Annotated in this window: 16 protein-coding genes; 12 read left to right on the plus strand and 4 right to left on the minus strand. The window is 52.2% G+C overall.

Annotated features, from left to right (window positions below):
- Positions 1-260: 260 nt before the first annotated feature.
- From ACTHO6_RS11820 to ACTHO6_RS11830, 3 genes are all read right to left on the minus strand, one after another.
- A complete protein-coding gene (locus ACTHO6_RS11820; protein ID WP_440241758.1) occupies positions 261-1,922 on the minus strand; it encodes an MDR family MFS transporter in 1,662 nt (553 codons plus the stop codon).
- The gene (locus ACTHO6_RS11825; RefSeq protein WP_440241759.1) at positions 1,919-2,368 is read right to left on the minus strand and encodes a MarR family winged helix-turn-helix transcriptional regulator; all 450 of its coding nucleotides are present in this window, start codon (positions 2,366-2,368) and stop codon (positions 1,919-1,921) included. The genes ACTHO6_RS11820 and ACTHO6_RS11825 overlap by 4 nt, the downstream gene beginning before the upstream one ends.
- A 365-nt stretch (positions 2,369-2,733) precedes the next feature.
- On the minus strand, positions 2,734-3,009 hold the full coding sequence (locus ACTHO6_RS11830) for a class I SAM-dependent methyltransferase (protein WP_440241868.1): 276 nt from the start codon (positions 3,007-3,009) through the stop codon (positions 2,734-2,736).
- 217 nt (positions 3,010-3,226) lie between these two features.
- On the opposite strand from ACTHO6_RS11830, the gene ACTHO6_RS11835 reads away from it, so the two are divergent.
- The 11 genes from ACTHO6_RS11835 to ACTHO6_RS11885 all read left to right on the plus strand — a co-directional run bounded on the left by ACTHO6_RS11835 (position 3,227) and on the right by ACTHO6_RS11885 (position 17,197).
- The gene (locus ACTHO6_RS11835; protein WP_440241760.1) at positions 3,227-3,784 is read left to right on the plus strand and encodes a hypothetical protein; all 558 of its coding nucleotides are present in this window, start codon (positions 3,227-3,229) and stop codon (positions 3,782-3,784) included.
- 132 nt (positions 3,785-3,916) lie between these two features.
- Positions 3,917-4,954, plus strand: coding sequence for an ABC transporter substrate-binding protein (locus tag ACTHO6_RS11840; protein ID WP_440241761.1), 1,038 nt, complete (start codon positions 3,917-3,919; stop codon positions 4,952-4,954).
- Between the two features lie 68 nt (positions 4,955-5,022).
- A complete protein-coding gene (gene fhuB / locus ACTHO6_RS11845; protein ID WP_440241763.1) occupies positions 5,023-7,044 on the plus strand; it encodes a Fe(3+)-hydroxamate ABC transporter permease FhuB in 2,022 nt (673 codons plus the stop codon).
- A gap of 117 nt (positions 7,045-7,161) precedes the next feature.
- Positions 7,162-8,805 (plus strand): AraC family transcriptional regulator, encoded by a 1,644-nt coding sequence (locus tag ACTHO6_RS11850; RefSeq protein ID WP_440241764.1) that lies wholly within the window; start codon positions 7,162-7,164, stop codon positions 8,803-8,805.
- A gap of 104 nt (positions 8,806-8,909) precedes the next feature.
- Positions 8,910-9,941 (plus strand): ABC transporter substrate-binding protein, encoded by a 1,032-nt coding sequence (locus ACTHO6_RS11855; RefSeq protein ID WP_440241765.1) that lies wholly within the window; start codon positions 8,910-8,912, stop codon positions 9,939-9,941.
- Between the two features lie 192 nt (positions 9,942-10,133).
- Complete coding sequence (locus ACTHO6_RS11860) at positions 10,134-11,558, plus strand: hypothetical protein (protein ID WP_440241766.1); 1,425 nt, start codon at positions 10,134-10,136, stop codon at positions 11,556-11,558.
- Between the two features lie 19 nt (positions 11,559-11,577).
- On the plus strand, positions 11,578-12,114 hold the full coding sequence (locus ACTHO6_RS11865) for a TIR domain-containing protein (protein ID WP_440241767.1): 537 nt from the start codon (positions 11,578-11,580) through the stop codon (positions 12,112-12,114).
- 45 nt (positions 12,115-12,159) lie between these two features.
- Positions 12,160-14,043 (plus strand): TIR domain-containing protein, encoded by a 1,884-nt coding sequence (locus ACTHO6_RS11870; protein ID WP_440241768.1) that lies wholly within the window; start codon positions 12,160-12,162, stop codon positions 14,041-14,043.
- Between the two features lie 274 nt (positions 14,044-14,317).
- The gene (locus tag ACTHO6_RS11875; protein ID WP_440241769.1) at positions 14,318-15,439 is read left to right on the plus strand and encodes a fatty acid desaturase; all 1,122 of its coding nucleotides are present in this window, start codon (positions 14,318-14,320) and stop codon (positions 15,437-15,439) included.
- A 25-nt stretch (positions 15,440-15,464) separates the two neighbouring features.
- Positions 15,465-16,601: a histidine kinase gene (locus tag ACTHO6_RS11880; RefSeq protein ID WP_440241770.1), complete on the plus strand. Its 1,137-nt coding sequence runs from the start codon at positions 15,465-15,467 to the stop codon at positions 16,599-16,601.
- Positions 16,598-17,197, plus strand: a complete 600-nt coding sequence (locus ACTHO6_RS11885) for a response regulator (protein WP_440241771.1) — start codon at positions 16,598-16,600, stop codon at positions 17,195-17,197. Before ACTHO6_RS11880 ends, ACTHO6_RS11885 begins: the two co-directional genes overlap by 4 nt.
- Positions 17,198-17,276: 79 nt before the next feature.
- Here the strand turns inward: ACTHO6_RS11885 and ACTHO6_RS11890 are convergent, their stop codons facing one another.
- Positions 17,277-19,025 carry a hypothetical protein gene (locus tag ACTHO6_RS11890; RefSeq protein ID WP_440241772.1) on the minus strand — a complete coding sequence of 583 codons (1,749 nt, stop codon included), beginning with the start codon at positions 19,023-19,025 and terminating at the stop codon, positions 17,277-17,279.
- A gap of 214 nt (positions 19,026-19,239) precedes the next feature.
- Here ACTHO6_RS11890 and ACTHO6_RS11895 point away from each other — a divergent pair, with 214 nt between their 5' ends.
- Positions 19,240-20,037, plus strand: coding sequence for a carbon-nitrogen hydrolase family protein (locus tag ACTHO6_RS11895; RefSeq protein WP_440241773.1), 798 nt, complete (start codon positions 19,240-19,242; stop codon positions 20,035-20,037).
- Positions 20,038-20,060: the final 23 nt, after the last annotated feature.

Genomic DNA, 20,060 nt, shown 5'->3' on the forward strand with positions numbered 1-20,060 from the left:
TCAACGGCTTTAACAAAAGTGACATACGATTTCCATAAATGACGGCAAAGCTTCTTTTTGCACACACTGCGGCTGGACCTATCCGGCGACAAGGCGGCAAAGGTGCGGCAGATGGGGAAAAGGAGACAAGCTCGCGCTGGGAGCGCTGTCCATATCGAGTGGGGAGCGCGTCCTGCGAACGAGAAGAAGGACAAGCGGTTGCCGGGCAAAAGAAAAAGGGGGGCACATTCATGTGCTCCCCTTTTACGTCCAGCCGATCGTCAAGCTTTTCCGGCATGCATTCCTTCCCATTCGGCTGCTGTTGCTGCTGTCTTGCTTTCCTGTGCGCTTTTTTGTTCCGGTTTGTTTTCGCTGCGCAGCGGAATTTCTTTCAGAAACAGCGCGAGCACCGCCGCGAAGCCAGCGACAATGGCCCCGGTCAAGAATGTAGTGGTAATTCCGTAGCTCATCGCTTCCCGGATCAAGTCCAGCATGTGGGCAAACACCGTTTGCGCTTCTGGCGGCAAGCTGTGCAGCGCTGCTTCCAATTTGGGTTGATCGAGCAAATTTTGCGGGTTGGTGAGCAGCGACAGCTTTTCCGCCAGCGCCGGATCGGCAGGCATCGAGGCGGCGCCTTGCCCCATGGCGGCCGAGAGCTGATTCATTCGGGCAGACATGCTGGCGCTCATGACGCTGCCCATGACAGCAATCCCGATCGTACCGCCCAGGTTGCGGAACAGCTGGGAAGTAGCGGTGGCGACACCCAGATCCTGCGGTGCGACTGCGTTTTGCACGGTCAGGGAGAAGACGGGCATCGCGATACCCATGCCCAGGCCGAGCACGATCATGTACAGGACGAGCAAATAAATCGGCGTAGTCGGCACCATGAAGTACATCAGCGCCATGCCGAGCGTCATGACCAGCAGCCCGCTGATCGCCATTTTTTTGTATCTGCCTGTCTTGGTCATAAACTGTCCGGCGAGCGCAGACGTCACGAGCATGGCAATCGACATCGGCATGGCGACGTAACCGGCCAAGGTAGGCGAGATGCCCTTGACGCCCTGCACGAAAAACGGAACGTAGATGATCGCTCCCATCATCCCGGCGTTCAGGAAGAAGCCGATCAGATTGGAGACGGTGAAAATGCTGTTGGTAAACAAGCGAAGCGGCAGTACGGGTGTTTTTACCCGTGCTTCCACCCAGAGGAACACGAGCAAGGACACGACGGTGACAGCCAGAAGGCCGAGGATTTGCCAGGAGCCCCAGGCGTACTTATTTGGGCCTTCGCCTGCCCAGGAAAATGCGAGCAGCATCGGAACGATGGTCGTCGTCAAAAACAGGGAGCCGAAATAGTCGACGGATTCGCCCTGCCGTTTTTCCACTTGCGGAAAATGAAGCCATATCAAGGCGAACGCGATCAGCCCGATCGGCAGGAAAATCCAGAATACCCAATGCCAGTCCAGATGGTCGACAATGTATCCCCCGAGGAGCGGACCCGCGACGCTGGACACGCCGAATACGGCGCTCATGACCCCGGTCCATTTGGCTCGCTCGCGAGGCTCATACAGGTCGCCCATGGCGGTGAAGGCGGTGGACATGATGATGCCGGCACCTGCCCCTTGAATGGCGCGATAGGCGATCAACTGAAAGATCGTCGCGGAAAAGCCGGAAAGCAAAGCACCGATGCTAAACAATCCGATCCCGGCCAAAAGAAACGGCTTGCGCCCGTAGATGTCCGACAGCTTTCCGACCAGGACGGAGGCGACGGTGGAAGTCAGCAAGTAAATGGTGATACCCCAGGAGTAATAATCCATGCCGCCCAGCTTGGCGATAATGCGCGGCATGGCGACGCCGATAATCGTTTGGTTGATCGCGGAAAAGAACATCGCCGTGATGATCGCGATCATGATCGTCACTTTCTTTTTTTCGGTTAACCCGTTCATGCGTGATTCTCCTCTCTTTGTTGGTCGATGTTATGCAAGACTTGCCGGTAGATCCGGTTCAGATGCTCGATGTCTTCCTCTGACAGTCCCGCAAACAAGTCCCCGATGGTCTTCTTGAGTTCCACTCGGTATCTATGCAAAATCTCTCTTCCCTTCTCGGTGATTTCCAGGCAGACCACCCGGCGATCATGGCTGACCCGACTGCGGCTGGCATAACCGCAGGCGATCAATTTATCGGATAGACTGGTAACCGCTCCGGGCGTGATCTGCAAATGCTCGGCCAAAGCCGAAGCCTTTAGCGGACCGTGTTTATCCAGCAGTCGCAATAGCATGGCTTGCGAAGCGGATACAAGCGGGTCCAGTCGCTTGTGCCATTTTGTCGATACCCTTCGCTGCATCTGGATGTAGAGTTGTTCAAAATCGGTCAGACCGGATTGGCTCGGCATACGAATCGCCCCTGTTTTGATTGTGAAATAATATAGTTGATTAATATTTAACTACTTGAAACATCAATTAGTGTAAACGTTCTGCTGGGGGATGTCAAATCTACCTTTTGCCAAATAAACCAGTTCATTTGAGGAAAAGGGAGGGTTCGTTGACAGTCGGGGAAAAGTCGAGGTCGCTGGTATTTTTTGTTGAATGTTCCGGCTGGCAAATGCTGCAAGCCCGGAGGCAGGGAAAACCTCCAGGCGAAGTGGCAGCAAGAGCGTCCGAGTGTTACCGCGGGCAGGAGGAGGGTACGCGAACGGCCTTTTTTCTCGCTACCGGCAATAGCCACCAATCGGCTGACAGAATCCGTTCCTCCAAGCGCCTATTTCTGCGAATCGAGAACAAACATCGAGGCATCCTGCCCCATGAAGATGTTCCTTCCATGGTAAAACGTTTTCGATTGAATCTGCCTGTACCCGATCTTTGTCATCAGCGCAGCGAGTTCCGCTTGATGGAAACCGTTATGGACGATAGCGGAAACTACTTGTTCGTTTTTATCAAAATCGACAATGAGCAAATGCCCGCCTTCCTTCAGAACATCGAATAATCTGGACAAGACTGCTTCCACATCGCGAATGTGGAGCAGAACCTGCGCCATAAAAATATAGTCGGCGTGTAAACCTGCGGGAACTTCCTGTTCAAAATCAGCACACAATGTAGCGGCATTCTGAATACGGAAAGCGGAAATCCACGACCTTACAAAAACGAAAAGCAAACGGTAGGTAGATCAATAGCTCCCTATTGGAAAACGAGTTACAGTCAATAGCGAAAAGAACCACGGTAGGCAGCCGAATGCCACAAAAAACGTAGAGCTGGTGGCGAGCGTCGGGCGCATCTACGACATCACCCTGCACGATCCGGTCGAGGAAGATGAGCAGGCGCTTGCCAACATGCACGTGCTGGAGCAAAATACGTATCGCTACAAAAAGGACGAGAAAGCCTACTACTTCACCAAAGAAGACTTGCTGGCGCATCCTCCGCTCATCTCGACCAATACGATGGAACAGTATGCGCCGGACAACCAGCCAGAGCTTGTGACAGAGCCGTTGCCGGAACAGGTGTACATCATGGATAACGATCCGGACGAAGCGCGAAAGCTCGCCGCGGTGCCGGATGAGTGGAGCCAGGCGATTTCCCGCGAGTTCATCAGCAGCTACGAGATGCTTTCGGGTCGCGCTGTGCAAATCGTCGACCAGGAGACGTATGCGGCGATCAAGGGCAGCGAACACAAGGTTCTCGTGGCGCAGGTGGATGACTACCTCAAGTACAAAGCCGACCTGAAAGCGATGGACGAACGCCAAATGAAGAGTGAGAAAGCCGAAGAAAAGCAAAAAGTCCTTCTCCATCATGAGGAGGATTTTTTTGATGGCTAGGAAATCGGACATAGTTGCCTATTCGAATATTGACATAGAAAATGATAATCATTATCATTTTTGGTGGAAGAGATGACCAGCGCCCGTCATCATCTTTAGAAGGCTGCACCAAAACAAAAGGGGGAGTCATACATGCGTATCATGAAGTTACCAATCCTGCTTGTCTTATTGTCTGCCATGCTTCTGTTGGCAGCGTGCGGGAACGGAGGGACCGCTACGCCAAACGCCCAATCCGGTTCCGGACAGGCACAGCCGGCAGCATCTTCGCAGCCAGAAGCAGACAAGGCAGCGGAAGAACAAGTGCGCACTGTCAAGCACGTGATGGGAGAAACGACAATCAAAGGCATTCCGAAACGCGTTGTCGCTCTGGAATGGAGCAGCGCTGAGCATGTGCTGGCTCTCGGCATGCAGCCTGTGGGGATTGCGGATATTCCCAATATGAAAAAGTGGGTCAAGCTCCCCGTGGAAATTGCCCCCGACGTAGTGGATGTAGGAAGCCGCGTCGCGCCAAATCTGGAATCCATCATGCTCCTCAAGCCTGACCTCATTATCGGCATGAAGCGCAACGTGGAAGCGAACTACGACGAGTTGAGCAAAATTGCGCCGACAATCGCTTTTGATGCGTATCCGCCAGAGGGCCAGGGCGATCAATATACCCGAATGATTGAGACTTTTAAGGAAATTGCCGATATTTTGGGCAAACAGGCAGAAGCCGAACAGGTGCTGAAAGAGCTGGACAAAACCTATGCAGAGGCAAAAGAGCGCATTGTCAAAGCAGGCACGGACAAAACGCCAATCGTACTCGCCATGGGTTACAGCAACCAGAACGCGGTGGAATTCCGTCTGTCCACCGACAACTCTACCGCGATTCAAATTCTGAATCGCGTCGGACTGACCAACGCTTACAAACCGAAGAAATTCGAGATGAACGGAATGACGACGACAGACGTGGAAGCACTTCCTGCGCTCCAGGATGCCAACTTCCTGTACATCATCCAGGATGATGACAACGTCATTGCGAACCAGTTGAAAAACAACCCGGTTTGGAACGGCCTCGCCTTTGTAAAAGAAAATCGCATGTACGCATTGGGCGGCGACATGTGGCCATACGGCGGTCCATTGTCCGCCCAAATCATGGCCAAAAAAGCTGCTGATCTGCTGGCGAAATGAGTCTGGCCAAGCGTGAAAGCCTTGCCCCAGGCGACATCCATCAAGCCCCTTCTTCTCCAAGAGGAGGCTTGAGGCCGTTATGGATGCTGCTTGGCGGCCTGGTGCTTCTGGTGCTGCTTGCGTTTGTCAGCCTGACGCAGGGGCTGGCTGACATCTCGGTGCGTACCGTGATCGAAGCGATTATTGCACCGCAAGAGATTGCCGACCATCAGATGATTCACGGCGTCCGTTTGCCGAGAACGGTGATGGGACTCTTATCCGGCGCGGCTTTGGCGGTTGCCGGGGCCATGATGCAGACCGTGACGCGAAATCCGCTCGCTTCGGAAACGACGCTCGGCGTCAATGCCGGCGCTTACTTGTTTGTCGTTTTCGGGATGGTGTTCTGGCCGACGATCCTGCACCAGTACCCGCTGCCATTTGCCATGGCGGGCGGCATACTGGCTGCTGCTGCCGTTTACTATATGGCAGGCGGGCGAAAAGGAACGCCCGTGCGCGTCGCTTTGTCCGGGATGATCGTCACGCTCGTGTTTTCTTCGCTGACCAGCGCCATGATTCTGTTTCATGAAGAAACGACACAGGGGATCTTCCTCTGGGGTTCAGGCTCGTTGAAGCAAAACGACTGGACAGGCGTGCAGTTCAGCTGGCCGCTGATTGTGCTCGGGGTGGCAGCCAGCTGCCTGATGGCCCGACAGCTTGACGTGCTCAGCTTTCACGAAGAAACCGCGCAGTCGCTTGGGCAAAAGGTCGGTAAAACGCGCCTGATCGCCATGTTTATCGCGATTTTGGTGACGTGTGTCAGCGTCAGCGTAGTCGGGCCGATCGGCTTTATCGGGCTGGTGGCACCGCATCTAGTGCGACTCAGCGGGCTGACAAGACACATCTGGCTGTTGCCGATCAGTGCCATCTGGGGGGCGGCGCTGCTCGTTGCCTCCGACACGATCTCCCGCACGTTCGTCAATGCGTACGGCGAGCTTCCGGCAGGGGCGATTACGGCGGCGATTGGCGGGCCGTGGCTGATCTGGCTGGCAATGCGGGTGTCCCGCAAGCTGAGCGCCGGCACAGGCTCCGGGGCGCAGACCTCGATGAGCGTAGGCGGCTGGCAGCGCAAGGTTCCGTATCCGATCGTCGTCGTCATCTTGTGCGTGCTGCTCGTCCTCGTCTGGATGTCCGGGCTGGCTATCGGGAATCTGTACGTGCCTTGGGCGGACATCATTGCCGTCTTCATGGGGCAAGGAAACGAGATGTACAGCCAGCTTCTGTTCGAGCTGCGGATGCCGCGGCTTTTGACCGCGATGCTGGCGGGAGTGGCTTTGGCGATCAGCGGCAGCCTCATGCAAAGCGCCGTACGCAATCCGCTCGCCGATCCGCAAATCGTCGGGGTGACCAGCGGTGCGGGCGTGGGAGCTATCCTGTTGCTGCTCGTGTTCCCGCAGTTTTCCGCGTGGATGCCGCTGGGAGCCATGCTCGGCGGGATTGTCTCTGCCACGATTGTGTACGCCGTATCGTGGCGGAGAGGCTTGAATCCGATCATTCTCACCCTGGTCGGGATCGCGGTTGCCGCAGCAGGCGCTGCTTTTATCAACATTTTGATCGTAAAAGCACAGCTTTTGGCTGCACCGGCGCTCGCCTGGATGGCAGGCAGCACATACGGACGCGGCTGGACGGAAATCAGCCGGCTGCTGCCCGCGATTCTCGTGCTGACCCCGCTCGCGTGGTGGCTGGGACGCCGCGTGGACCTGCTCTCTTTTCACGATGAAAGCTCGATTGGCTTGGGCTTGCAGGTACGCCGGACGCGACTCACTGTAGCGGTCATTGCGGTGCTGCTCGCTTCGGCCGCTGTCGCCAGCGTCGGGGCTGTAGGGTTTATCGGCTTGCTCGCGCCGCATGCGGCACGTTTGCTGGTCGGAGCACACCACCGCAGGGCAGTCGTCGTCTCCGCACTGTTGGGCGCGGTCCTGCTGGCCGCCTCCGACTTGCTGGGGCGAGTCGTGATGATTCCCAAAGACATCCCGTCAGGTATTGTGGTCGCGCTCTTGGGTGCGCCGTATTTGTTCCTGCTGATGTTTCGCGCGGCAAAAGTACGACACTAAATCGAAATCCCATCCGGTATAATCGAGCCAAAACGAAGTAGTACAGGCGAAGGCTGCACCGACGCCTGGCTACTTTTTTCTTGTACCAATCATGACGAAAGCAAGGATGTGAGTCTGATGAGGAACAACAGCCGGGATTGTCATGCCTATGTATGGACTGCTTTTCGCAAGCAGCGGTTGAAAAAAGGCTTTCGCTTGCGGCAGCTGCGACTGGAGGAATACGTCCTGTGCTACGTAAGGGAAGGCAACGGGGAGATCACCGTCAATGGCCAAAAGCATGGGATCGAGGCGGGCACGCTCATCATGCTGACTCCTGCGATGCGGATGGACGAGCTGTACGTTCCCGCCGGACCGATGCAGATGTATCGGCTGCACTACAGGCGAATCGACGCGTCCTCGTCAGCAGGCGGCAAGCAAGCGACAGCACCCGGCACACAGGAGCAGCTGGCGGGGGACGCGGCGGGAGTGGTAGGAGCGGAAGTGTTTCCCGTCGCATCCGCATCCGCTTTTGTGGCGAAGCTGGAGGAGTTTCACCGCTTGGGGCAAGAAGCGGACGATGGCCTGCCACTTCGCGCCCAGGCGCTGTTGTACGATCTGCTCGCCACGGCCTGCAAGGAGCAAGCTGCGCGGGAAAAAGGCGGAGACTGCTCGATCGCCGCGACGATCGACTACATGAAAAAGCATTTTCGCGAGGCGTTGGATCTGGGAATTTTGCCCAAGCTTGCCGGGTTGACGCCAAGCTCCTACTGTCGGGCGTTCAAGCGGGCGGTAGGGATGACGCCGGGGGAGTATTTGACGCAGCTTAGGATGGAGGAGGCGAAGGCTTTGCTGTCCGCCTCTTCTTCCGCCAATCGCGTCAAAGACGTGGCCCGCCGCGTCGGCTTTTCCGATGAGCTGTATTTCAGCCGTTTGTTCAAAAAGCGGGAAGGGTTGTCGCCGCAAATTTACATGAAGCAGGCAGGGCAGCGCGTGGCAATCGCAAGCAAACTGTTTTTACAGGATCATTTTCTCGCGATCGGGATTCAGCCGATTGCCGCGCCGTCTTTTCCCCATTATTTTCCGACTCGAACCGGGTTTCCGATCTACTTGCAGCAGCGACTGCGGGGGACGAAGGCACTGAATGCGGAGCGCGACATTACGCCCCAGGAGATTTTGCCGTTGTCGCCTGACGTGATCGTGCAGATTGATACGGGCCAGGAACAGGGGCAGGGAGAGTGGAAAAAGCTCGGGGAAACGTTCATGTTCAACGGCTATCTGCCATGGCACGAGTATCAACGGCAGATCGCGACCGTTTTCCATAAAGAAAACCAGGCCCAGCGGATCATCGACCATGTGGAAAACGTGGAGAAAGCGGCAAGGGATGCGCTGTTGCCCGTCACGCGCAAAGGCGAATGGACGATCGTCCGGGTGCTGGAGGAGGAGGTGCGGCTGTACGGGACGGAGGGGCACGCCTTGACCGACCTGTTTTATCACAAGCTCGGCTTCCAGCCCGATCCGCATGTGACACACGCCTCCTACAAGCCTGACGCGCTGCTGGAGCTGGTCAGGATCGACCCGGAGCGCATTATCTTGATCTGGAGCGAAAAAGAGCATGTGGAGCGTCTGTGGGCGAATCCGCTGTGGCAAAGCTTGCGGGCTGTTCGGGAAAACAAGGTGTACAATCCGGAGAGCAAAAACTGGGATCCGTGGGGGCCGCTGGGCAGGGAGTACATGATCGGGCAGTGTACGGCGTACTTTTTGCGGGCAATCCCGTCCATATAAAACAGGCAATGGCGTGCATGGAAAAGCGGGAGCAGTCTCTATATACTATCAATTGATAATGGTTATCAATCAAGCGACTGATAGAAGTGGGGGCATATCTTGAGATGAAAAAAACGACCAGCGCACGTACCATGCGCCACATCATGACCAGCTTTTTCTCCCTGTGCATGCTTTTGGTCCTGGCCGGCTGCGGAGGAGGCGCCGACCAGGCGCAAAAGGCCCAGCAGCAGGCGACGACGGAGCCGAGTACAGCGGCCGCCCAGCCAGCTCCAGCGGATGCAGGCGAAGTGCGCGAGATCAAGCACGCCATGGGCACGACCCAGATCAAAGGCACACCGCAACGCGTCATCATCCTGACCAACGAAGGTACCGAGGCTCTGCTCGCTCTGGGCGTGAAGCCAATCGCCGCCGTGCAATCGTGGGAAGGTGACCCTTGGTACGACCACATCAAGGACGAGATGGCAGGGGTAGAGTCTCTTGGCTTTGAAACCGAGCCGAACCTCGAAAAGATTGTCTCGCTCAGCCCGGACCTGATTATCGGGAACAAGGTACGTCATGAAAAAGTGTACGACCAGCTGTCCAAAATCGCGCCGACCGTGTTCGCGGAAGAGCTGTCGGGCAGATGGAAAACCAACTTCGCTCTCTATGCCGAAGCGGTGAACAAGAAAGCGGAAGGCGAGAAGCTGCTCAAGGAATTTGACGAGCGCGTAGCGGCAGCCAAAGAAAAGCTGGGAGCCAAGACAGCCACCAAGGTGTCCGTCGTCAAATTCTCGAAAAAGGGCGTACAGATTTACCAAAAAGACACGTTTAGCGGTGTTCTGCTCGAACAACTGGGGGTAGCGCGTCCCGCTTCGCAGGATGTGGACAACTTCGCGGAATTCGTGTCGGAAGAAGGCATGTCCGTCATGGATGGCGACGTTCTGTTCTACTGGGTATCGGAAGAAAAAGGCGCCACCGATATTACCAACATGGCGAAAAAGTGGATGGACAGCCCAGTTTTCCAATCGTTGAACGTGGCGAAAAACAAGCAAGTCTTCCAGGTCAGCGAGACGATCTGGAATACAGCAGGCGGCATCAAGGCAGCGAACTTGCTGCTCGATGACATCATGAAGCGGCTTGACGTCCCAGCATCATAAATAGACTTCGACCTCATCCGGGCGTGGATGGGGTTGTTTTTTGTTTTTTTGCGATAGGTCATAGGAATTGGTGTAAAAAATATCTATTTTAGTATTAGTAAAGGAATTCAGGCAAGGTTTGTAGAAAATAATGGTCCAGGAGGAAAGTTTTATGACCTTCGATTCAATTGTTTGCTGGGGGAGGAAGCTTGAATGGGAAAAAAGTTATCAAAGCCAAAGTATGATGTCACACGATATTTGTGTGCGGCTGCAGAGTTGGATCGGAAATTTCGGAGTACAGTTTTTGAGCATGTGGTCCATAACTCATACCGCTTTGTGGCCAAAAGCTATGGAGTAGACTTACCAAGAGTGGTAAGGCAATGCCTCAGAGCGCAGACTAGAGACTTGGTAGTAGATTCATTGTTTTGTTTAATTCTTATTGTTTTTTTGGTAAAGCATTTTTCGAAATACGGGCTTGTTTATGGAATTATCGGATTCATCCCTGCCTTCCTAGCCTGGCCCTTTTTCTATTCTTTTTTAGTTACAATTGGTTCCAAACTGTATTCAGAATGGCTTGTCACGAAACAGTTGTCTAGAAATCGCTTTCATAAGGCTGGAGAAGCATCGTCGTTCGTAGAGAAAATGAACGAGCAACGTTTGAAGGAGCTGGAAGAACTTGAAGCAGGAAATGCGATTTACTACAGTGGTTACTCTCCGTTTGTTGGGGCAGGGCAGCGTCTTGGTGGATGGTCTTTCGTTTTTAGAACACAAAATGCAAGAAATAGAGAGAACTATGTCGATATCTCACTTCCGCATTTGTATGCTTTTCTGGAACAGAAGCTCCACAATTTAAATATTAAGGACATGAGCGTTAACGACGGCCTTTTCATTGATGGAAAAACGTTAAATATGTATCCAGAGTTTTTGACGCGTGATGGTTCAGCCCCTCTTCTGAACGTAAGCGACGACATGATTGAAGAAAGCATGAAAACATTTTCCGAACAGAGAAGATTTTACAAAGTGGTACAGGTGACTGGATGGCAAGGGAATTTTATTTTTTCTACATTTTTCCGGTTGGTGAAAAATAATAGACAAATGTTTTTAGAGGTCAGCTATTATCTCCTTCCGCCGTTAAAGGAAGAGTATTATAAAATCGACCAGATGAGCTCCACCATAAAAGCAAGCAAGATAGGAAAAGCCTTTATTCGCTCTATTATTCCTGCACTGCTAAATCCTTTTCGTTCGCCAGTTAGGTTGATTTCACAAGTAAATCTACTGATTTCAAAAGGGCGAACAGCAAATCAAGAGAGCAAAGAAAGAGAAGAGAATCCGCAGTTTGATTATGGAGCTATTGAAAGTATTCGTGAGATGGTTGCTTGCAACAACTTGCAAAATTACTTTCAAGAGGCAGATGTGGATATGTATCGGAAGCAAATTGAGCGTCATTTAATGGATGCTATGACAGAGTACTTTATAGATCATGATGTTGATGTTTCTGAATTTAATTCACGAAAAGAAACTGTTCTTCAGCAGGGAATTGTAATCAATGGAGGCAACATTCAAGTCGAAAATATGGTTAATGGAAATCAGTTTTTTCAAAAAGTGAGTGAGAATATTAAAGAAGCAGTAAAAAGCTGAAAGGTAGGTGGAGCGGCAGATGGGTAATCAGAAAGGAATAATTATTAACGGTGGAAATTTTACCGTCACGAATTTAGTGAACGGCGACCAAATTAATTATAATTCTGTGGAAAAAAAGCCAAGACGAGAAAGAGACACTGAGCAATACGAGGTAATTTTTTCGTTTGCGGGGGAACAAAGAGAGAGTGTGAAGGAAGTAGCAAGAATCTTATCTGCGAAAAAAGTGAGCGTTTTCTATGATGAATCTGAACAGATAAACCTGTGGGGGAAAAACCTCAAGGAGCAATTTCAGCGCATTTTTGGTTTCGAAGGATTCTTTTGTGTTGTTTTTGTTTCTAGTGATTATATGCAAAAAAGATGGTGCCGAATGGAGAAAGAAATTATGGAGGCCCGTGAGGCGAAGGCAAATCGAGAATATATTTTGCCTATCACATTGGACGGTACAATGATTCCTGATTGGGAAGATCATAAAGCATTTCTGGATGGAAGAAACAAGTCGGCTCAAGAAATCGCCGATGCTATCTTTCAAAAGTTGTATCTGGAATACAAGCAATAGATTTACCAAGCTAATTTAGCAAGCAATAACCGGGGAGGAACTAGCTTGAAAGTTTATTTTATTCATCCAGTTCTTACGATCGGAGATTCCCGAGAAGCAGTAGACTTTTTTACAAGATGCGAAAATGAACTGAGAAAATACACTGTAGTAGTTACAGTAGATAACGAACTGGTCCTGAGAAATGTTGAAGTAGGAAAAGACGATAGCTTGGTTTTCTTCAATATTAATCATAATGGGGACGCATATTCTCCAGCCGTTACTCGTCTTTTTCAACAGGTTTCCAACTCCAAAACTACTGAAGAAATTAAAAGTACGGTAGTGCCCATTGCAATCGGTAAAGAGTCTCGGAACCCGCAGGGCATTTTTAGTGACGTCCAGAGTTTTGATGTTATCGACGAATTAAGGCGTAGAGGACTTGGTCCGGATTATCTTCCGACAGTCGCAGTTGCTCTGGCACGAACAATTGTGTCGAGGCAGCAGCCAACGATTTATAAAGATAAAATGAAGTTTTTTATCAGTCACAGGCGCTCAGATGGAGAAAAGATTTCTGCTAAATTTTGTGATGATCTGCGTTTGATGGGTGAGAAGTCTTTTCGTGATCTATTTGACGTTCAAGTTGGCGAAAATGCTCAAGAAATCATTGAATCTGAACTAATCCAATGCGATGCGGTTATTTTTCTGGATACGCCTCAAACGGGTCAGTCAAGCTACATAAAGAAAGAGCTAGAATTAGCCCTTTCCCACAACGTTCCGATCATCTGGGTAAAAGTAGGGGGAGATAATGGCAGAATTCCATTGGGGATCGAGCCACATAGTGAACCACATTTTTCTTTTCCAGAAATAAATGAAGATAATCCCGACTTTCATCCGCTCGTTTTAGAGGAGATTGTAAACAAAACTTTTGAAATCTCCAGAGAAGCAGCATCCAAAGTATACGACCAGATTCAACGGATAAAAGACTTGGAATCGTATGGTGTGAATGTTCAGGAACTTGATCGTCGGAACTTGGTGTATAGGATGAGTATAAAAAGGACCGGGATGATTAAGTATACGCAAAAACCGATTATGCATATTGTGCAAATGTTTGGCCGAACACCTAAGCAGGAAGATATTACTTCTATAGGGGCCAAAATCAATCAGTTAAGTTACGTGCATCCAGAATGGGGACCATTCCATGATACAACATTGCTGCTGACCCCTCGTTCTGTGCCCAAGTCGAATACGATTTCTGAAGCCTTTGTCATGGAATCATCCGATGATTACGTCGCGGAGATAGAACGATTAAGCATCGCTCATCTTCCCAAATCACTAGAAAAGAAAAAAATTGTACTTTCCGGAGCATTTCCAGATTCGGATGTACAATTTCACCAGAAACTTACAGATGCTGTTTATGTGTTCACACATGAAATTTTGAGGAGAAGGGGGAATCTGGTTTTCGGAGCCCATCCAACTTTTCAGCATTTGATCTTTGGGAAAGCACGGGAGTTAGTAGGGGAAGAAAGTAATAAATATGTGACAATGTATATATCTGAATACTTTTTAGCAGGGTACTCATTAACTGATATTGGGAAGTTATGCACGATTATACCGACCAAAGTAGAGGAAAATCTTGAAAAGAGCTTGACTGAATTAAGAATACAAATGATTGCCAATAATGATGTGTCAGCCTTAATTGTCTTAGGGGGAAAAGAAAAAGGAAACGGGCAAAAGCCAGGTATCGACGAAGAAATCGAGATAGCGATAGCGAATGGTATCCCTGTTTATATAATTGGCTCAGTAGGTGGTCGCAGCGCCCAATTAGCAAGCAAAATCTTCAATGAGAAGAAATTTTCCGGTTTAAACAACTTATCCATTGACGATAACTTGTTGTTGATGTATGGAGCTGATTATCGTGTTATCGCTGATAAAATCTTATCATCTCTGAATTAGTTAAATACCAGGCTGTTATCTCCACCAATAATTCGGGGTTATTTTTCTCTAAGTCAAGTATAATACGTCGATAAGAATCCCTAGCTTGAATGAGTTAGGGATTTTCGTTTAGTAAAATTCATACACCCTAGATTTTTCAATCATGACATTTGTCATACCCTCGACTTGACAGTTATGACTACAGGGAACACGTCGCATTCTTTACAATAAAGAAAGTAAATTGCGTCCGATGTAACCGAAGGCATCCACGCGGTCAATCGAGGAGGTACCAACCATGCGTCAATCCAACATCGCCCAGCTCAAAAAGAATGTGGCCCCTTTTGAAAAAACAGACACCAAGTCAAGCATTCTTCAGTTGGTCAACACGCTTCTCCCCCTGCTTTTGCTCTGGTATGCCGCCTATCTCAGCCTGTCCGTATCGTACTGGCTGACGTTGCCGCTGGCGATCCTGACAGCCGGCTTTGTCATCCGCACGTTCATCATTTTTCACGACTGTTGCCATCAGTCTTTTTTCAAAAGCCGCCGGGCCAACGACATCATCGGCACGATCACAGGGGTGCTGACATGCGTTCCGTACGAACAATGGAAGCAATGCCATTCCATTCATCATGCGACGAGCAGCAACCTCGACAAGCGGGGCGTCGGTGACATCTGGATTTTGACGGTGGAGGAATATCTCGCTGCTTCGCTTTGGCGCAAAATCGCTTATCGCATCTACCGCAATCCGCTCGTCATGTTCGGCCTCGGTCCGATCTTTGTCTTTGCACTGCAATACCGCTTCAATCGCAAGGGAGCCCGCCGCAAAGAGCGGATGAACACGTATTTGACCAATGGGCTTTTGGTTGGGCTGTATGCGCTTCTGATCTGGGCGATTGGCTGGCAAGCGTTTCTGCTCGTGCAAGTCCCCGTTTTTCTGATCTCCGGATTGATGGGGATTTGGCTGTTTTACGTGCAGCACCAGTTCGAGGATTCCTATTTTGAAAACGAGGAAGAATGGAGCTACGTGAAGGCCGCCGTGGAGGGTAGCTCCTACTACAAGCTGCCGAGAGTGCTCCAGTGGATCACGGGCAATATCGGTTTTCACCATGTGCATCATCTGAGTCCGAAGGTGCCAAACTACCATTTGGAAAAAGCGCACAACGGGACGCCGCCGCTGCAAATGGCGACGACGATTACGCTGTCGACCAGCCTGAAAGCCTTGCGCTTCCGTCTGTGGGATGAAGCGAGCAAGCGTTTTGTGAGCTTCCAGGAAATCAAACAGCTCCACCACAAACCAACCAAGCAGAGGTCTGCATCTGCCGAAACGATTATCGGGGCGTTGCACAGCCCAAAAAACAGCCTGGAAGGCAAAATAAGCCTGCCCGAATCTCCATCCTTCCGTTACACTGAGAAGTAGCGGCGAAGAAAAAAGGTGGGCATTCATGCAAAAATGGTATCACATCCTCCATAGAAATACAGGCTTGAGTCCGTATGTGTGGGTTGTCTTCTACATCCTGCCGTTTTATTTCATCTTCCGCTCGTCTTCCACGTACGAAGTGGCGAGCGGGATCGCGATGATTCTCCTGTTTTTTGCGTGCTACGTCCTGGCGTTCCTCTCCAAGGGCTGGCTGGTCTACTTCTGGACCAGTTTGCAGATCGTGATCTCGATTGCGATGACCATCATGTTCGGCTATGTGTACTTCTCGCTGTTTTTGGCGTATTTCATCGGCAATATCGAGAACAAGATCGGCTTTATTACGCTGTACACGATTCATCTGATTAGTACCGTCGCGACGATCAACATGGGCTTTCTCTCGAAGAACGTGCAATTGATCAACCAACTGCCGTTTGTGCTCGTCAGCGTGATTGCCGTCATTTTACTGCCAGTGACGACGTATAACCGGAACAAGCGGGAAAAGCTGCAGGGAGAATTGAATCACGCAAACAAGCGGATCTCCGAGCTTGTCAAACTGGAGGAACGGCAGCGCATCGCCCGCGACCTGCACGATACGCTGGGGCAGAAGCTGTCCTTGATCGGTCTGAAAAGCGATCTGGCCAGCAAGCTGCTCCAGCAAAACCCCGACCTAGCGCAAACCGAGCTGAAGGAAATCAGGCAGACAGCCCGGATCGCGTTGAAGGAAGTGCGGGAAATGGTGACGCAGATGCGGGGTACGCGGCTTGCGGACGAAATGTTCCGCATCAAGCAGATTGTCAAGGCAGCGGAAATCGAATTTTCCCTGGAAGGCGATCCGGATTTGAAGCACACGTCTCTGATGGCCGAAAACGTACTCAGCATGTGCCTGAAGGAAGCCGTCACAAACGTTGTCAAGCATAGCAACGCCACCGCATGTTCGATTGTCATCGAGTCAGCCCGGACGGATCTGGTTGTACGCGTCAACGACAACGGCAAGGGGATGGCAGAGGAATCCGTTTGCCGGGGGAATGGGCTTCGCGGGATGCGCGAGCGTCTGGAATTTGTCAACGGCAGCATGGACATTCAGTCGTCGGAGTCTGGTACCCAGGTCGTGCTTCGGGTGCCGAATGCCTTCAAACAATCGGAAAAGGAGGCGGGCGTATGATTCGCATCGTCATTGCGGAAGATCAGCGGATGCTGCTTGGCGCGCTGGCTTCGCTGCTCGATCTGGAAGAGGATATGCAGGTCGTCGGGAGAGCAAGCAACGGCGAGGATGCCGTCAAGCTGGTCCACCTGCATCAGCCCGACATTTGCATCATGGATATCGAGATGCCGGTGAAAAGCGGGCTGGATGCCGCAGAGGAGCTGAAAGACAGCGGCTGCAAGGTGCTGATTCTGACGACCTTTGCTCGCCCCGGCTATTTCGAGCGTGCGTTGAAGGCCGGGGCAAACGGCTATCTGCTGAAAGACAGTCCCAGCGAGGAGCTGGCCAGCTCGATCCGCAGCATCATGGCGGGCAAGCGGATATACGCCCCGGAGCTGGTGGATGAGGCGTACGGACAGGAGAATCCGTTGACCGAGCGGGAAAAGGAAGTGCTGCTGTTGATCGCGGACGGCAAAAACACCAAGGAAATCGCCAGCCAGCTGTTCCTCACGACGGGGACTGTGCGCAACTATATTTCCGTCATTCTCGACAAGCTCGGCGTGAGCAACCGGATTGAAGCGATCATGCATTCCAAGGAAAAAGGCTGGTTCAAGTAGCCCAAACCAAAGCCAGAGACACAGCGGGAGAGGCTCTTTCTGTAGCAGGCAGGAAGGGCTTTTTGGCGTTCCAGTCCGGTCAGGTCGTGCCCAGGGCGCTTGGGGTTCGCACGTATGCCTGCGCGCTTCTTCCAGGTTCCTGCGTCAGCGGGCCAAGGTAGTACGCCCGAATTTCCTCCAATGTCTTTTGCGCTGGCTGGACGAATTCGCGATCCCACTCTTCGGGGGGCGACGCGAGCGAGATGCCTTTTTCGTCGAGGAGGTGAAACAGGTCTTTGTCAGCCTGGGTGGGAATCCACCAGGTGTAGACGGGATTGGTCTGGCCTTTGACCAGAGACTCCACGATGAACTTCAAATATTCTGCTGTCGACAGCGAGCCGTAGTTCACAGCGGATTCCGGTTCAGGGGCAGGGTACTGCTCCGGGTAGCGCAGCGGGCCGTAGTGAATGGAAAGGCCCAAAAAGCCGACAGGCGGGATGTTGTTCCCGTATCCGGGGAGCGAAAACGGCAAGTCGGCGGCGAAATGCAGGCGCACGATGACCGAATTGATGAACTGCCGCTCGAAGAAGCTCTCCTTGTGCCAGATGCCCAAATCGCGGGCGATTGTATCCCAGTAGATGATCGAGGTGTTGTGAGCCAGCCAGAAGGCGGAGGACATCTCTTCAAAGGTCTTGAAAAATTCGTCGTCGTGCTCGTTGAACGGGTCGATCAAGTCGTACCATTTGAAATAGCCGTGCTTTTTGCGCCAGCTTTGGGCGAGCAGCAAAAAATCGATCAACCGCTGGAGGCGCGGCTCCGGGCTTTGCCGGTTGTTGGCAAACAGGTGGGTCGCTTCCAGCAGATCGGCGGTGAAGTTGCCGTTGACGAAGTCCCAGTAATTCACGTCCCCGGCCTGGGAGCGCTGCTCGTCCACCCGCTTTGTTTCCGTCTCCCAGTGGGCAAACGTCGTGACGTCGATCCCGAAGTACAACTCGAACGGCAGCAGATCGCCAAACAGGCTGAAGCGGTAGGGACTGGATTGCTGAAACCATGTTTGGATGAAGGCGAGCCGGGCCGAAGGCAAAACGAGGAGGGCTCTTTCCAAAGCGTTCGTTTTCGCGATATCGGCTTGGAACTGCTCCAGTGATATAGCGCCTGCGGCAAACGGAGACGACGAGGCCAGAAAGTCGACGCCGTCCTCGTCATTGTCGTACTGCACGAGAATGTGCGTGAAGCTGATGTGGGCCAGCGGTGAGGGGACGAGCTGGCTCCAGCGATGCGCGGTGCCGTTGTCGATCGCCCCGATGATGACGACGGGCTTGTCCGCTTCTCCGTTGAACGAGATGGCGCCGCCATCCTGGACGATGATCTTGCGTTGGCAGCGGACATTGATGGAGGCTCCCACCTCAAAGCTGACGCGGACGCCTGCGGGAATGGTCACGTCGTCTGGCCCGACCAGGTAAGGGCCGTTTTGGGCAGTCAAGACGCAATCGCTCTCGATCCTGCCGCTCAGGCGAACGTATTTGTCGACATGCAGTTGGCAGGCGTGTTGCGGATCAGAATCCGGGCCGAGCGTCAGCTTCAGATAATAGAAGCCGTCTTCGTAAGGGAAAAAAGGCAGAATGATGCTGCCGCCGGAAGCAAAGCGGCCCTCGCTCAGCTTCGTTCCGTGCCTGTCATACACTTCGATGGCCGAAGCCGGATGCGTCAGGTTGCTGATATGGATTTCTACCGCTTCTTGGGAGGTGAGAAACAGCTTGTACATTTCGCTATGGGGATCGCGATCGGGTGACGCTTTGCGGATGGGTTTGTCTGTTTCCAGCATGGATACGGATGCAAAAGAATTCATGGAACGCCGACTCCTATTCCAAACATTCAGTCATAAGTAGGGGAAATCTTCCATCAGAAGTATCAGACGCGCAAGCCGGGAAAAAGTTTTGGGAGTAACCGAGCCTTTTGCCTGAGAGGACAAGCATTCTTGCTTGGAACTGGGCGAATATCCGTTATACTAGCAGAGAAGGGCGAAGAGACTTTGTTTGTATGGGAAGGACGGGGGAAGGAAGATGAAAGTAGCGATTGCACAGCTCACCGCGACAATGGACAAAACGTTGAATCTGCAAAAGGCGCAAGACTATATCGCCAGAGCCAAAAGAGCCGGGGCAGACTTTGTCATTTTGCCCGAGATGTACAGCGCTCCTGCCACGCCCAAGTCGGGAGTAACGCCGGCCGAGGTGGCGGAAAAGCTGGATGGCCCGTTTGTTGCGGGATTGGCGGAAGCGGCGAAGCAGCATGGCGTTTACGTGGTGTGCGGCGTGTTCGAATCGATTGACGGGGATGAAAATCGCGCCTACAATACGACGGTGTTTTTCAATCGCGAGGGCGAGCTGATTCATGCCTACCGCAAGACACACCTGTACGACGCTTTTTCCTATATCGAGTCGGACTTTATTGCGCCTGGGGACAATCCGTATCGCGTGGTGGAAACGGAGTTTGGCAAAATCGGGTTGATGGTTTGCTACGAGGTGCGCTTTCCGGAGATTGCGCGGCAGTTTGCCTTGCAGGGAGCGGATGTGTTGTTCGTCCCCGCTGGCTGGGTAGCGGGCGCAATGAAAGAGGACCATTGGGAGACGCTGGTCCGGGCGCGAGCGATCGAAAACACGATGTTCGTGTGCGCGGCAGACCAGGTCGGCAACATTTTTGCGGGACGCAGCATGATCGTCGATCCCATGGGTGTCGTCCTTGCCAGCGCGGGAGAAGAAGAAGCTTTGCTGATCACAGAATTGGATCTGGAGCGGATTCAACGCGTGCGCGGTAAGCTTCCGAGCGTGGCCAATCGCCGGGCGGAGTTGTACACCAATTAAATACAGGGGATTTGTGGACAAAA

The organism is Brevibacillus sp. SAFN-007a (genome assembly GCF_051967035.1).
Taxonomy (GTDB): domain Bacteria; phylum Bacillota; class Bacilli; order Brevibacillales; family Brevibacillaceae; genus Brevibacillus.